19 protein-coding genes and 1 pseudogene are annotated in these 14337 nt (G+C 51.0%); 2 read left to right on the top strand and 18 right to left on the bottom strand.

All coding sequences use genetic code 11. The annotated features are described in order from the left end of the window. Positions 1-242 precede the first annotated feature (242 nt). The gene (gene yodD, locus FEK66_RS09205; protein WP_000844800.1) at positions 243-470 is read right to left on the bottom strand and encodes a peroxide/acid resistance protein YodD; all 228 of its coding nucleotides are present in this window, start codon (positions 468-470) and stop codon (positions 243-245) included. A gap of 175 nt (positions 471-645) precedes the next feature. Between yodD and dsrB the strand changes: the two genes are divergently transcribed. Next, positions 646-834, top strand: coding sequence for a protein DsrB (dsrB, locus tag FEK66_RS09210; protein ID WP_000867217.1), 189 nt, complete (start codon positions 646-648; stop codon positions 832-834). Positions 835-877: 43 nt separating this feature from the next. Here dsrB and rcsA read toward each other — a convergent pair whose 3' ends face one another. The 14 genes from rcsA to fliF all read right to left on the bottom strand — a co-directional run bounded on the left by rcsA (position 878) and on the right by fliF (position 12241). Beyond that, entirely contained in the window at positions 878-1501 is a 624-nt protein-coding gene (gene rcsA, locus FEK66_RS09215) for a transcriptional regulator RcsA (protein WP_138211454.1), read from the bottom strand. A gap of 289 nt (positions 1502-1790) precedes the next feature. After that, on the bottom strand, positions 1791-2576 hold the full coding sequence (gene fliR, locus FEK66_RS09220) for a flagellar biosynthetic protein FliR (RefSeq protein WP_135407108.1): 786 nt from the start codon (positions 2574-2576) through the stop codon (positions 1791-1793). Positions 2577-2584: 8 nt separating this feature from the next. Beyond that, a complete protein-coding gene (fliQ, locus tag FEK66_RS09225; RefSeq protein ID WP_000187358.1) occupies positions 2585-2854 on the bottom strand; it encodes a flagellar biosynthesis protein FliQ in 270 nt (89 codons plus the stop codon). 9 nt (positions 2855-2863) lie between these two features. Continuing rightward, on the bottom strand, positions 2864-3601 hold the full coding sequence (gene fliP / locus FEK66_RS09230; RefSeq protein ID WP_130208599.1) for a flagellar type III secretion system pore protein FliP: 738 nt from the start codon (positions 3599-3601) through the stop codon (positions 2864-2866). Continuing rightward, positions 3601-3966, bottom strand: a complete 366-nt coding sequence (fliO, locus tag FEK66_RS09235) for a flagellar biosynthetic protein FliO (RefSeq protein ID WP_135407268.1) — start codon at positions 3964-3966, stop codon at positions 3601-3603. The genes fliP and fliO overlap by 1 nt, the downstream gene beginning before the upstream one ends. Positions 3967-3968: 2 nt before the next feature. After that, on the bottom strand, positions 3969-4382 hold the full coding sequence (gene fliN, locus FEK66_RS09240) for a flagellar motor switch protein FliN (protein WP_130208597.1): 414 nt from the start codon (positions 4380-4382) through the stop codon (positions 3969-3971). Next, complete coding sequence (gene fliM / locus FEK66_RS09245; protein ID WP_130216469.1) at positions 4379-5383, bottom strand: flagellar motor switch protein FliM; 1005 nt, start codon at positions 5381-5383, stop codon at positions 4379-4381. The genes fliN and fliM overlap by 4 nt, the downstream gene beginning before the upstream one ends. A 4-nt stretch (positions 5384-5387) precedes the next feature. Next, a complete protein-coding gene (gene fliL, locus FEK66_RS09250) occupies positions 5388-5852 on the bottom strand; it encodes a flagellar basal body-associated protein FliL (RefSeq protein WP_135491544.1) in 465 nt (154 codons plus the stop codon). A gap of 104 nt (positions 5853-5956) precedes the next feature. Next, positions 5957-7084, bottom strand: coding sequence for a flagellar hook-length control protein FliK (locus tag FEK66_RS09255; RefSeq protein WP_135494101.1), 1128 nt, complete (start codon positions 7082-7084; stop codon positions 5957-5959). Beyond that, positions 7081-7524, bottom strand: a complete 444-nt coding sequence (gene fliJ, locus FEK66_RS09260) for a flagellar export protein FliJ (protein WP_130208591.1) — start codon at positions 7522-7524, stop codon at positions 7081-7083. Before fliJ ends, FEK66_RS09255 begins: the two co-directional genes overlap by 4 nt. A gap of 21 nt (positions 7525-7545) precedes the next feature. Then, complete coding sequence (fliI, locus tag FEK66_RS09265; RefSeq protein WP_130208589.1) at positions 7546-8916, bottom strand: flagellar protein export ATPase FliI; 1371 nt, start codon at positions 8914-8916, stop codon at positions 7546-7548. Beyond that, positions 8916-9602, bottom strand: a complete 687-nt coding sequence (gene fliH / locus FEK66_RS09270) for a flagellar assembly protein FliH (protein ID WP_130216477.1) — start codon at positions 9600-9602, stop codon at positions 8916-8918. The genes fliI and fliH overlap by 1 nt, the downstream gene beginning before the upstream one ends. Further along, positions 9595-10590, bottom strand: coding sequence for a flagellar motor switch protein FliG (gene fliG / locus FEK66_RS09275; RefSeq protein ID WP_135494099.1), 996 nt, complete (start codon positions 10588-10590; stop codon positions 9595-9597). The genes fliH and fliG overlap by 8 nt, the downstream gene beginning before the upstream one ends. Then, positions 10583-12241 (bottom strand): flagellar basal-body MS-ring/collar protein FliF, encoded by a 1659-nt coding sequence (gene fliF / locus FEK66_RS09280; protein ID WP_138211455.1) that lies wholly within the window; start codon positions 12239-12241, stop codon positions 10583-10585. Before fliF ends, fliG begins: the two co-directional genes overlap by 8 nt. 214 nt (positions 12242-12455) lie before the next feature. Between fliF and fliE the strand changes: the two genes are divergently transcribed. After that, a complete protein-coding gene (gene fliE, locus FEK66_RS09285) occupies positions 12456-12770 on the top strand; it encodes a flagellar hook-basal body complex protein FliE (RefSeq protein ID WP_135494097.1) in 315 nt (104 codons plus the stop codon). 17 nt (positions 12771-12787) lie between these two features. Here the strand turns inward: fliE and FEK66_RS25980 are convergent. The 3 genes and pseudogenes from FEK66_RS25980 to FEK66_RS09300 all read right to left on the bottom strand — a co-directional run. Continuing rightward, positions 12788-12994, bottom strand: a pseudogene (locus tag FEK66_RS25980) (integrase); the annotation flags it as partial. 128 nt (positions 12995-13122) lie between these two features. Next, positions 13123-13659, bottom strand: coding sequence for a DUF5384 family protein (locus FEK66_RS09295; protein ID WP_097482087.1), 537 nt, complete (start codon positions 13657-13659; stop codon positions 13123-13125). A gap of 15 nt (positions 13660-13674) precedes the next feature. Continuing rightward, positions 13675-14193 (bottom strand): glycine zipper 2TM domain-containing protein, encoded by a 519-nt coding sequence (locus tag FEK66_RS09300; RefSeq protein ID WP_135494095.1) that lies wholly within the window; start codon positions 14191-14193, stop codon positions 13675-13677. Between the last annotated feature and the right edge of the window lie 144 nt (positions 14194-14337).

A 14337-nucleotide genomic window follows, 5' to 3' on the forward strand; every position in this document is an offset into this window, starting at 1 on the left:
AAATCGTTTTTTGGGAGCGATCACGTGAACGCCATAGCCTCCAAGGGGTGACGCGGATCACACTCCCATTCATTAGTGACGTTAATCATTCATATCAAGAATATTTTCTTGTCAGCCTAAAAAATTGCGGATAAGGTGATGAACGCATCAGATTTCCTGGTGTAACGAATTTTTTAAGTGCTTCTTGCTTAAGCAAGTTTGATCCCGACCCCAACAAGGGTCGGGATTTTTTTATCACGCATTTAGCGATTCACTTCAGAGACGCTAAAGTCATGAATATCAAGTTCAAAGGCATCGGCTAATTCACGCCATGTATGATATTCACGGCCATCGACGCTAACGTGTTCCGAATCGTTCTGGCTGCGATGAACTTCGCTTTCGCTAATTTCATTGATCGCCGCCAGCAGGGCATCGACATCGACGCTGACCTCACGTTTTGCGGTATCGCTGTACTCTTTTGCGGTTTTCATCATCTTTCCTCGCAACCGTTGCTTATATGTTGCTGCCGATGTTGCTGCCGACACGTCATGTCAGCCAGGCATTTCTTAAGTATAGACCGTTGAGAAAATCAGCACTCGCGCGCGCCCGGCGCTGTCAGAAAAACGAAATTGTTCTAAACTGGCACAAAGCCACAGGAGGAAAACGATGAAGGTGAATGATCGGGTAACAGTCAAAACGGATGGCGGTCCGCGTCGTCCTGGCGTGGTACTGGCAGTTGAGGAGTTTAGTGAAGGCACAATGTACCTGGTTTCGCTGGAAGACTACCCGCTCGGCATCTGGTTCTTTAATGAAGCAGGGCATCAGGATGGTATCTTTGTGGAGAAAGCCGAGTAATTTCTGCCAGCCTGACTGGTGGTATCCCACCAGTCAGTATGCCTTAGCGCATGTTAACAAAAATACCATTTGTCACATTATCGGTCAGTCGGACGACATGGTAGATAACCTGTTTATTATGCGTTTTGATCTTACGTTTAATATTGCCTTTATGCGATGAAACGGTCTTGGCTTTAATATTCATTTGGTCAGATATTTGAATCGTTCCCTGGCCAGCCATCCACATTCGCAACATACTTGATTCGGTCCGGCTTAATGATAACGTTGGCATATTTAAAATGCTGGCCATCGTTGTCTCTTTTTTCAGAATATCGCCAAGGATATCATCAAGAGATTCCGGCTTAATCGATTTTGAGCTGATCAATAAATTTTTTCTGACCAATAGATATTCATCAAAATGAACATTGGCAATTGCCATAAAAACGATAAATAACGTATTGGGATGTTGATTAATGATGTGCTTGATACGTTGACTGTTAGAAGCATCGTGGATAAAACAGTCCTCATTAATAAACACCACTGAAGGGGGCTGTGAATCACAAGCGATGGCAAGGTCATCAACGGTTTCAATGTCGTTGATTTCTCTTTTTTTCACCCCTCTACTCAACAGATACCCGGTCAAACCCAGCCGGGTGTAACTACATAAATCCATAATAATCGTTGACATGGCATACCCTCACTCAATGCGTAACGATAATTCCCCTTACCTGAATATTTCATCATGACTAAACGGAACGACATGGGTCACCTAATGCGCCACTCTCGCGAATTTTCAGGCGGACTTACTATCCCGTAAAGCGTTGTATAATTTGCCTGGAATTGTCTTAAAGTAAAGTAAATGTTGCGATATGTGAGTGAGGTTAAAACAAATATTTCGCCACAGGAGTATCCTGGAAGATGTTCGCTGGTATTATTTTTCGGATAATCCTTAGCATAACAAGATAAACATTAGGGAATCATATTACAGGTAATTCGCTGATAATATCTGCCAGCAAATTAAAAATTTCACTAAATAAATGTTCGCAAAAAGGAGCAATTAACGGCATTAATGCCGCCATTAATGAGATGCCGACAGTCAACGTTAATGGAAAACCAATAACAAAGATTGATAATTGCGGGGCCATACGATTCAGTAAACCTAATGCGAGATTCAGCGTCAGCAACAGGGTAATGAGCGGTAACGCCAGCATCAACCCGTTAAGAAAAATCAAACTCCCTGCCCTGGTGAGTGCCAGGAATGCATTGCTGTTCAGCGGTTCGCCACCAATGGGTAGAGTGTGAAATGTATCGACCAGCAACGAAATCAGCCATAAATGACCGTTAAATGTCAGGAACAACAGTAGCGCCAGCATATCCATAATGCGCGCTAAGACGGGCATATTGAGATGACTGCCAGGATCGACAAACGTCGCAAATGACAGCCCCATTTGCAGACCGATAATTTCGCCAGCGGTGCGCACAGCGGCGAAGGCAAATTGCATGGTAAAGCCGAGAGCAATGCCAATCAGGATTTGCTGCACCGCCAGCCATAGGGCATAGAACGAAAAAACGGCAACATCGTTGGCGGGTATTGCCGGAGCAATGGCGAACGTGATCATCATTGCGAGGCCCAGTTTTACCCGTTTTGGCACGCTGCGTTCGCTCAAAATGGGCGCGGTGGAGATCAGCGCCAGCACGCGCAGTAATGGCCAGAAATACAGGCTTAACCAGGAAAGCCATTGATCGCTTGTTACCTGCAACATTACATCGATTACCCGATGATATACGGTAGGTTAGTGAATAAGGTACGAACGTAATCCAGCAACAAGTTGAGCATCCACGGTCCGGCAATAATAATGGCGATAAATACGGCGATGATTTTCGGAATGAACGACAGCGTCATTTCGTTAATCTGCGTGGCGGCCTGCAAAATGCTGATGATAAGACCGGTGACCAGCGCCACCAGCAACAGCGGGGCAGCCAGTGCCAGCGCGACTTTCATCGCTTCTGTCCCCATCATCATGACCGATTCGGGTGTCATTTGGCCTCTCTAGCTGTAAAAGCTTTGTGCCAGCGAGCCGACCAGCAATTGCCAGCCATCCACCAGTACAAACAACATCAGTTTAAACGGCAGGGCAATGGTCGCGGGGGGAACCATCATCATCCCCAATGCCATCAACACACTTGCAATAACCAGGTCGATAATCAAAAACGGAATGAAAATCGTGAAGCCTATCTGGAAGGCGGTTTTCAACTCGCTGGTCACGTAGGCCGGGAGCAAAATGCGCATCGGTACTGCTTCAGGTCCCTGCAACGGGCCGGTATTCGCCAGCCTGGCAAACAACCCTAAATCCGCCTCGCGGGTCTGGCGCAGCATAAACTCACGCAGTGGCTGCGCCCCTTTTTCCAGTGCCTCCTGCATTGAAATTTTCTCTTCGCTGAATGGCTGGTACGCATCGACATAAATTTTGTCGATTACCGGAGACATAATAAAAAAGGTCAAAAACAGCGCCAGCCCCAGCAAAACCTGGTTGGGCGGCGCGGAGGGCGTTCCCAGTGCGTTACGCAATAAACCAAAAACAATGATGATGCGGGTGAAGCTGGTCATCATCAGTAAAATTGCCGGAATAAAAGTCAGCGAGGTGATGAACACCAGCGTCTGCACCGGGAGTGACCAGCTTTGTCCACCGCCAGGCAGCGGCTGGCTTGTGATGCCAGGCAGTTGCGCAAAGGCGAGGGGAGTAAGCAGCCAGAGAAGGGCCGGTGCGACAGACAAGAGACGACGCATCAGGCTCTCCCGCCACGCTTAAGCAAATTTTTCATGACCGACTGAAAATCGGCTTGAGGTAACTCTTCCGTTGGCGCAGAAGGGGGAAGTTTATGCAGCAGATTGATTTGCCCGGTAGTAACACCGAGCACCAGTCGCGCATCTTCCACATCGACCACCACAACCCGTTCACGCGCCCCCAACGAGGCACTAGCGCTGACTTTCAGCCCGTTCGTGCCATTACGTTTGGGAGCAAATCCCAGCCTTTTTACCAGCCAGGCCGCAGCGAGGATCAGGACAATAATGGCAATTAGCGCGCCGCTCACCTGAAGGAGCGGAGCAGCAGAAACCGGCGCGGAAGGTTGTACAGTAGCGTGGTTATTCATCACTAACGGCTCAGGCGGCGCATCCGCTCGGACGGGGTAATGATATCGGTGATCCGCACGCCATATTTATCAGCGACTACGACAACTTCGCCCTGAGCAATTAAATAACCGTTGATCAGAATATCCAGTGGTTCGCCCGCCAGACCGTCCAGCGCCACGACTGACCCTTGCGTCAGACGCAACAACTCTTTGATGGTCATTCGTGTGCGGCCCAGTTCGACGGTCAGCTTAACCGGAATATCCATAATCAGGTCGATATCCTGCAATGTTCCACTGACGTCGCCGCCGCCAAGCTGCTGGAACACGGCTTCAGCCGCGCTTTTGCCGCTTGTTGATTTTTGTTCGCCTAACGCTTCAGCCCACAGATCGTCCATTGCGCCGTTGTTGTCATCGGCCGGATTATTCAAGTCACTCATTTGGGCTGTTCCTCGTTCAGAGAATTCAAAATCGGGTTAATCAAATGTTCTATCCGTAACGCATACTGACCGTTGATGGTGCCGTACTGGCTGGTCAGTACCGGAACGCCGTCAACATGGGCGATAATGCGATCGGGTTTTTCTATCGGCAGGACATCGCCGGGCTTCAGCTTTAAAATCTGCGACAGGCGCAGCGAAATATCGGCAAAGTTGGCAACCAGCTCCAGCTGTGAATGCTGCACCTGGCGCACCAGGTTATCGCGCCAGTTCTGATCTTCATTACGCGAGTTTTCCAGCGGCGGGTTAACCAACAATTCCCTCAGTGGCTCGATCATGCTGAATGGCAGGCAGATATTAAATTCGCCGGTCAGGTTGCCAATCTCCACATGGAACGGCGTGTTAACCACAATGTCGTTCGGTGAGGTGGTGATATTGGTAAATTTCACCTGCATTTCGGAACGCACGTACTCGACTTCCAGCGGATTAATCGCCTTCCACGCGTCGCTATAGCCTTCAAGTGCCAGCTTCAACATGCGGTTGATGACGCGCTGTTCGGTATGAGTAAACTCACGACCTTCTACTTTGGTAGGGAAGCGACCATCGCCGCCAAACAGGTTATCCACGGCGATAAACACCAGACTCGGCGAAAACACCACCAGCCCTGTTCCGCGCAGCGGTTTCAGATGGATAAGGTTCAGGTTGGTTGGCACCGGCAGGTTGCGGGCAAATTCATGGTACGGCTGAATGCGGATGGCCCCGACGGTAATGTCCGGGCTACGGCGCAGCAGGTTGAACAGCCCCATACGAAAATGGCGGGCAAAACGTTCATTGATGATTTCCAGCGCCTGTAACCGTTCGCGCACAACCCGTCGTTGGGTATTAGGATCGTACGGACGAATGTCACTTTCGCCGCTAACACTGGTTGTCGGTTCGTCTTTGACCTCGCTGTCACCATTCAACAGCGCATCAATTTCAGCTTGAGAAAGAATACTATCGCCCATGTCGTTATCGCAGAATAAAAGCGGTATACAGCACGTCGGTGACATCCTGTTTCGGTTGCCCGGCAACAAGCGGGGGGGAAAGTGTGGCTTTAATTGCGGCAATCAGTTGTTGCTTGCCTTCTTCCGTTGCCAGCACGGCGGCATCCTGGCGCGAAAACAGTAACAGCAAGCGACTGCGGACTTCCGGCAAATACTCGCTCAACCGCGAACGGGTGGCTTCATCTTTCAATCGCAGCGTTATACCGATATAAAGCACGCGATCTGCATCGCCAAGATTGACCGTAAAAGTGTCTAGCGCATAGAAGACAGGTGAGAGCACGACGTGTTGCTGCGCTTTGTCGCCAGCGGTCACTTGTTGCGAATGCCAGTAGCTGTAACCCGCGCTGGCACAAGCTGCGAGAGTGATGAATACCAGGATCGGGAGCCAAAGCGATCGCCTGCTTTTCTTGCTTATCGCGTAATCAGTCATGTGTTGCGGTCTTCCTGTGTCGCTACTGCTTATCGGCTAATTATCCTGCGTCTTAAGTGTGGCAAAGCGGGGAAAAGACGCGGATTAAGGTGCTACCTCTGACGTTAGGCGAAAATATCGACGCCACTATTGCCCGATGAAACTCTCTGAAGAGTTGTTGGAACTGGCAATGCATCGTCATCCTCGGTTGTCAGGCGTTCATGGCCTGATGTGCGTGGACTTTGTTGTTGCTCGGAAGCTGCCTGCTGCTGACCGCTAAAACTCTCACCGCTGATATTGCTCTGCCCCAACTGAATTCCGCTTTCTGCCAGTTGTGTGCGCAGTACCGGCAAAGCCGCTTCCAGAGCGGCGCGCACGTGCTGATGCGGTGAAACCATCTGAATTTGCGCTTGGTTGTCATCCACCTTAAGGGAGATTTGCACTTCGCCTAAATCTTGCGGATGCAAACGCAGTTCGGCACTTTGTTGCCCCTGGCGGGTAAACAGCGAAATATGCTGGCTTAAGGATTGTTGCCATTCGTGGGAACCCAGCGGTGCGCTCAAAACAGGCGCTGCGACGGTGGGCAGTGGCTGCGTCTGGTGCGGAGTAATTAGCGGACTGGTGACAGTAGTAACAGGTGAAGGCGTGCTGATGATCTCCGCTTTACTCTGGGCTTCAGCGACCAGCGGTGTTAATGGCTGATCTGGCGCACCAGGGGCGTCGTCAGGTTGTGCTGTTGCGAGTTGCGCGGTAGTCAGTTTTGTTGAGAGTGCTTGCTTCTGCGTCGGTAACGCTGTGACAGGCGCATCAGTCACTTTGGGGGTATTGTCAAAACCGGGCAGCATAGCAAAAAGGGCGCTCAGGCTGGCGACAGCATCTTCATTAAGGTCATCCGTTTTATCGTCGGCGACCGTCTCCTTTTCTGGCATGGCTGCCAGCGTATTAACCAGAGCCGTCGTCAGCGGCGTTGTATCGGGTCGTGCTGCGGTTATTTCAGCCAGCGTTTCGTCAGTAGCGATGTGTAAATCAGACGGCAGTACCCCGGCCAGAATTTCGCTGGCGCGTTCTTTACCTTGCGCGTGTGGGGTATCCACTGCAACCTGAAGCAATGGCGAAGCTTTGCCTGGTGCTGCATCTCCTGCTAATGCCCCGCTCAACAACGCAAGAAAATCCTGTGCCGTGTCAGTGGCGCTAGCACCGGGCAATGTGGATGTGTCAACGTCAGCGGTAATCAAGGGCGCTAAACGAATCATTCAGTTTTCCTCATGGCGGCGCGCTGGGCGAACTCGTCCATCTTTTTCTGATCGAGGCGGTTTTCTGCTAACAGGGCCGCCGTGGATTGCCGTTCCTGGAGGGTCTGCCAGGCCTGCAAACGTTGTTTCTTTTCTCGCCAGCTGTTCAGAGCAATGTCAACTTTCTGCGTCCACTGATTAAGCTGCTGGCGGTGCTGGGTAATGGCCTTTTCCAGCGTCTGAATGAACTGCTGGTAGTTGATCCAGCGATTACTGGTCATTCCTGCACTCATGTCGTTGTTCAGGTTGCTGCGATATTCGTTTTGATAATCGATCAGCATTTTGAGTTGTTCTTCCGCCTGCTGACATCCGCGACGCATTTCACCCAGCAGGCGGGCCGCATTATCCACCTCTTTTTCTGCCAGATCTTTCAGGGTCGCCAGGGCGCCATGTTCTGCCATCTGCTGTTATCTCCTGCGTAATCACACCGTCGGAAAAATACGTTCCAGCCCCTGGAGAGAGTCTTCCCAGTCCGCGCGTTCAAAAATGCCTTGTTGCAAATAGCCCTCCAGCTGCGGCCACAAGGCGATAGCTTTATCGAGCATTGGATCGCTGCCTTTGGCATACGCGCCGACGCTGACCAGATCGCGGTTACGTTGAAAACTCGACAACAGCTGCTTGAATGTGCGTACCCGCGCGTAATGCTGCTCGCTGATCAACGCCGTCATTGCACGGCTGATTGAGGCTTCAATATCAATTGCCGGATAGTGCCCGGCTTCCGCCAGACGACGAGAAAGCACAATGTGACCGTCGAGGATCGCCCGCGCGGAGTCAGCAATCGGATCCTGCTGGTCATCGCCTTCGGTGAGCACGGTATAAAACGCGGTAATCGAGCCGCCGCCGCTGATTCCGTTTCCGGCACGTTCGACCAGCGCCGGTAATTTGGCGAATACCGACGGTGGATAACCTTTGGTGGCGGGTGGTTCGCCAATCGCCAGCGCAATCTCACGCTGGGCCATCGCGTAGCGGGTGAGGGAGTCCATAATCAGCAATACATGCTGACCACGATCGCGAAAATCTTCGGCAATGCGCGTGGCATAGGCGGCACCCTGCATTCGCAGGAGCGGAGAAACATCCGCCGGAGCGGCAATCACCACGGAGCGCGCACGCCCTTCGGCACCGAGAATATTCTCAATAAAATCTTTTACTTCTCGCCCACGTTCACCAATCAAACCAACGACGATCACATCGGCACGCGTGTAGCGTGCCATCATTCCCAGCAGCACACTTTTACCAACGCCAGATCCGGCAAACAGCCCCATACGCTGCCCGCGCCCAACGGTAAGCAGGGCATTAATTGGGCGCACGCCCGTATCCAGCACATGCTCAATCGGTGTACGTTGCAACGGGTTAAACGGCGGGGTAATCAGGGCGCCAGTTTCAGTCGTGTCGGGGGAGGGCAGACCATCGAGCGGTTTACCACCGCCGTCCAGAACGCGACCTAATAACGCCGGACCGAGCGGTAACTGCTTGCCGCTTTGCAGCCCATCGCCGGAGATATTTCTGGCGTAAACGCGTGCGCCGGGCAGCACGCCTTCCACTTCCTCCAGCGGCATTAAAAACAGCCGTTGACCGTTAAAGCCAACCACTTCGCTTTCTACTTCGTGCGTTTCAGTGCCGTTCTGACGTTCAATGACACAGGTTGCGCCGAGCGGCAGTTGCAATCCGGTGGCTTCCAGCACCAGCCCGGTGGCGCGGGTTAATCGCCCGTAGCGACGCACCGCAGGCAACTGCGCCATTTTGGCTTCGAAGTTATCCAGCGAGGTTAGCCAGCGAGTCAGCCGCGTGGTCATTACACCACTCCTGGTGCTGCCAGACGGCAGAGTTCTTGCCAGCGGGTGGCGACACTGGCGTCGAGATCGCCTTCATCAGCGGAGACTTTACAACCGCCAGGATGGAGGGTCGGGTCGCCGCGCAAGCGCCAGCCATGCAAACTTAAGGTTGCGCCGAGCATCTCATCAACACGTTGCAGATCATCCGGGTGCACGCGTAGCTGCGGTTTGCCGCTGAATAACGGTTCTTGCTGCAACAACTGTTGGATCTGTTTGATCAGTGCCGAGTTGTCCACCGTTGGCGTCTGGCCGATCACCTGACGCGCTGCCTCCAGCGCCATCTGCATCAGGCGTGAAGCAATCACGCTATCCAGCGCGTCAAGGGTGGTCTGAAACTCGCTGACCAGTTGCTGCATCCGGGCATGAATCGGCGCTTGCTGGGATTTTGCTTGTGCCAGTCCTTGTTCCAGCCCCTGAGCCAGACCTTCCTGATAGCCTTGTTCATGGCCTTGCTGGCGACCTTCGGCAATCCCCGCCTGATAACCTTGCTCGTGGGCCTGCATTTGCAGTTGTGCCAGTTGCTGCTCAAGGCTGGGTTCGGCCTCTTCAGTGACGGTTTCTTCTGGCTCCATCAGCGGCACAAACTCCGCCTGTGGTGGCGCGAGATCGTCCGGTGTCCAGGTTTTCCACGGCAGATTATCAGACATAGGTATCCTCGCCGCCGCCAATCACCATCTCGCCGGTTTCGGCAAGGCGGCGCACAATCAGCAGAATCGCTTTCTGTTCGTTTTCCACCTGCGACAGACGCACCGGACCACGGTTGGCGAGATCGTCGCGCAGTATATCGGCGGCACGCTGCGACATATTGCGCAGGAATTTCTCGCGCAGTGGCTGTTCTGCACCTTTCAGCGCGATCAGTAACGATTCGGAATCCACTTCCTGCAACAGACGCTGGATGCTGCGATCGTCGACATCCACCAGATTTTCGAACAGGAACATCTCGTCGATGATTTTCTGCGCCAGCTCGCCGTCAAATTCACGTACGGCGGTAATAACCGCTTCTTCCTGCTGAGTTTTCATCAGGTTGATAATTTCCGCTGCTGTTCTCACGCCGCCCATTTTGCTGCGTTTGAGATTCTGGCCATCGAGCAGGCCATTCAGCACTTCTGTCAGTTCAGCCAGCGCGGCAGGTTGTACGCCGCCAAAGGTGGCGATACGTAGCATCACGTCGTGGCGCAGACGTTCATCGAACAACGCCAGAATATCGGCGGCTTGAGCGCGTTTCAGATGCACCAGAATGGTGGCGATAATCTGCGGATGTTCATCGCGAATCAGATCGGCGGCGCTCTGTGGCTCCATAAAGTTGAGCGTTTCAATACCGCTGGCAGTGTCGCGGGTTTCGAGAATATCTTCCAGCAGGCTGGCGGCACGCTCTTCGCCCAGCGCTTTGACCAGCACTGAACGCAGATAATCATTGGCGTTAATATTCAGTGCGGCAAACTGTTCGGCTTCTTGTTCAAACTCTGCCAGTACTTCAGTTAATTGTTTGTTGGAGATCTGCGAGACGTTCGCCATTGCCGCGCTCAGGGTTTGCACTTCTCGTTGGGACAGGTGCTTGAATACCTCTGCCGCCCGGTCTTCGCCAATGGTCATCAGCAGAATGACGCTTTTATCGGTGCCTGTCAGGTTACTCATGATCGTTATTTATCCACTGGCGAATGACCAGCGCCACTACGCGCGGATCGTTATCAGACATGTCGCGGATGCGCTGGCTCATTACCTCAGCCCCCAGACGTTGGTTAGCGCGGCGTTGTTGCAGTTGTTCGTCTTTGCTCAGGCGTACTTCCACTGCATCTTCCGTCTCCTGGCGAGTTTGTGTCTGTTGCTGAACGGCTTTCACCACCTCAGCGCGGCGGATTAATTGCGGACGTACCGCTTTACGCCACAGCAGCCACGCCACCAGTATCACCAGCAACCAGCGTCCGGCAGCCAGTAACTGATCGATAAACGCTTGTTGTTGCCAGAACGGCAACTCACCGCCACTTTCATCACTACTGGTAAACGGCGAGTTGACGACATTGAGCGAATCACCGCGTTTTTCCGTGAAGCCCATAGCCTCGCGGGTCAGATCTTCAATCTGCTTCATCTGTTCGGCGCTCAGTGGCAACGGTTTGCCATCCGACAGCGTTTTGTAATTCACCACTACCGCGACAGACAGACGTTGCACGTCGCCGACGTTCATTTTGGTATGACGAATGGTGCGATCGACTTCGTAGTTGCTGGTTTCATTACGCTGTGTGCTGCGCGGTCCACTATTGCTGGTGGTGCTCGTCTGTTGCTGGCGATTGTTTTGATTTGCCGGAGGCGTACTGATCGGCGCATTATTTGCGGGCGCGGGCTGATTAGATAATGCCCCCGGCACGCCGCCCGGATAACCGGAACCGCTTTGCTCGCTTTCATTCAGTTGACGGGAACGAAGTGCTGCCTGTGACTCATTGCCATTAGGGCGATACTGCTCTTCTGTTTGCTCTTTACTGGCGAAATCCAGCTGCGCTGTGACTTGCGCATGAATATTGCCGTTGCCGACAATAGGCGACAGAATTGCTTCAATACGACGCTGAATGCGGCCTTCGACATCGCTGGTATATTTCAACTGAACATCATTGAGATCGCGCCCGCTGGTGTTGGACTGGGTTAACAGATGTCCACCTTGATCCACCAGTGTAACGTTACCCGGTGGCAGCCCAGCTACTGCACTGGAAACCAGATGCACAACGGCACTAATTTGCCCTTCATCCAGCGCACGTCCTGGCAATAAATTCACCGTTACCGATGCGGAAGGGGATTTTTGCTCACGGACAAATAAAGACGGTTTCGGCATCGCCAGATGCACGCGCGCCCCTTTTACCGGGCCGATAGTTTCGATGGTACGAGAAAGTTCGCCTTCCAGCGCTCGCTGATAATTCACCTGTTCGCTGAACTGGCTGATACCAAACTTTTCCTGATCGAGCAGCTCAAAGCCGACCGCTCCGCCTTTAGGTAAGCCTTGCTGCGCCAGACGCAGACGCAATTCGTGAACCTTATCCGCCGGAACTTCAATTGCACCACTGGCTTCACTAAAGCGGTAAGGGATGTTCATCTGCGTCAGTTGGCTGACAATCGCGCCACCATCCTGATCGGAAAGGTTGCTGAATAACGTGCGGTAATCAGGGGCTTTTGCCCATAGAACTAACGCGACTATCACTGCCACTGCAGCGGAACCAGCAACAATCAAAGGGATTCTCGGATTCGCGCGTAGGCGATTAAGCCACTCAAGAGATTTTGTCTGGGCTGCAGTCGTATTCATCGCGCACCTCGCGGCAGATGAAAGACGGCGTTATTGGCAAAGTGGAACAAGACGCACTCCCGGGTCAGCAAACTCGAAAAATTGACGGCCTCATTATTTGTGGTTTTATTTTTTTCTATGCGCCAATTAACCCGGTTTTTTATCGTTATTTAACGCCTTTATCTTATTGACTTACTGTTAATCTCTGCTACCAGAAATGGTCCAGGAGATGAATATGTCAGCCATACAGGGGATTGAAGGGGTTATCAGCCAGTTACAGGCTACGGCGATGAGTGCCCGTGCGCAGGAATCACTACCACAACCTGGCATCAGTTTTGCCGGACAGCTTCATGCCGCGCTCGATCGTATAAGTGATACGCAAACCGCCGCCCGCACCCAGGCAGAAAAATTCACCCTCGGCGAACCCGGCGTAGCGCTAAACGATGTGATGACCGATATGCAAAAAGCCTCAGTTTCAATGCAAATGGGGATTCAGGTGCGTAATAAGCTGGTGGCGGCGTACCAGGAAATGATGTCCATGCAGGTGTAGGTTTTGTAACCTGTTGACTATGCTTGTTTAATTACATCCGATTCCACAGCGTGGGGCATGGATGGGGCAAACTCACTCAATTTCTGGTTTAAAATGGATACCTGATCCTGATTGTTTTCTGCCATCCACGATCCGTAAACGCGATAAACCATCTGAGCATCAGAGTGTCCCATTTGCTTCGCGATGAAGTTAGGGTTAGCTCCAGCGGTCAAAGACCAACATGCAACTATGATACCGGAAGTTCACGCAATTTTATGATTGCTGTAAGGCTGCCAATGGTTTGACAGCCTTTTATATATTCCATTAACAGAAGAATATATTTTATGTGCACTGATTATAACCATGAATGAAATTAGTTAAAGAATCCGCTAGCTTCTTTTTCTTTGGCTTTTCCAGTACTTTTCATTAACTCCTTTCCACCTTCAGAAATATTTCTATTTGCATCTGCGTTGGATTGAAGGATGTCTGTCTGTGCAGCTTTGTTCTTCAGTTCTTGATCTATAAAGTCATTCTCTCTTTTGACTCGAGCTTCTTCTCGAGCTAAAGCCAATTTTAGTTTTTGAATCTCTAAGCTTCGTAATTCATTTTCATATGCGATGTCTCGTTTCTTATCTTCCTTAATTTCAGATTCTAACTTTTCGCGTGCGGCTTTTCTGTCTGCAGCAATAGCTGCAGCTTTTCTATTTTGTGCTTCAATTGCACTAGCACGTCGTTGCTGCTCCAGACGGGCTTCTCGCTCTAGATTTTCCTTATGTGCGTCATTTGCTCTTTTTTCTTCAGCGATTCCTTGTTGTTCTGCTTCAGCTACTGCCGCAAGTTGACTTTGTAAGGAACTGGCAAAACTGAGAGAGAAAGGTATAGCAACAAGAGCTATGAGTATTTTTTTCATGATGGATACTGTGTGTTATGCTTTTTCAGGGCAAGAGGCATTAGGCTGAATTCTGGTTTCATTATTTTTTGTCGAAATGACTACAGCTAAACCTGGGGTAAATTGACAAGATTTGCCCACTTGGGTTGATGTAAACATTTTTGTTCCATCTTTGTAGGTTAAAGAAACACCCTCTACAATAGATTTATCTTTTACAAGTGTACCCGCAGCTGCTCCAACTGCTCCCCCACCCACAGCTCCTGCTGCGGTTCCCAGATTACTTCCGGTTCCAACGTTATGTCCAGCCACCCCCCCAGCAACGGCGCCTAAAATAGCTCCGAAAGTTTGAGCTGCTTGTTTATTTGCAGTGTTGTCAACAGCAACTTTAGCGGGAAGAACAGAAATGATATTAACTGTTTTAGTTTCTTGCTTTGAATTTAATTGATTGGCTTCGTAAACGTCAGCAGCATACTCATCAGCATTTGATTGACATCCAGAGATGCCGGCAGATAGGCATAACATGATGATAGCTATTGATTTTTTGTGTGTAAACATTACGTTTCTCCTTTTTAGGTAAAATTGTTAAAGCGCGTATTTTTAGGATTAATCTCAAAAAAGTAAAGAAATAAATTATATTCGGATAATAAAAACAAATAAAATGTTGCCTAATTCGATATGGCTCACATTTTTCTGATGTAA

Source organism: Escherichia sp. E1130 (genome assembly GCF_005781065.1).
In the GTDB taxonomy this organism is placed as follows: domain Bacteria; phylum Pseudomonadota; class Gammaproteobacteria; order Enterobacterales; family Enterobacteriaceae; genus Escherichia.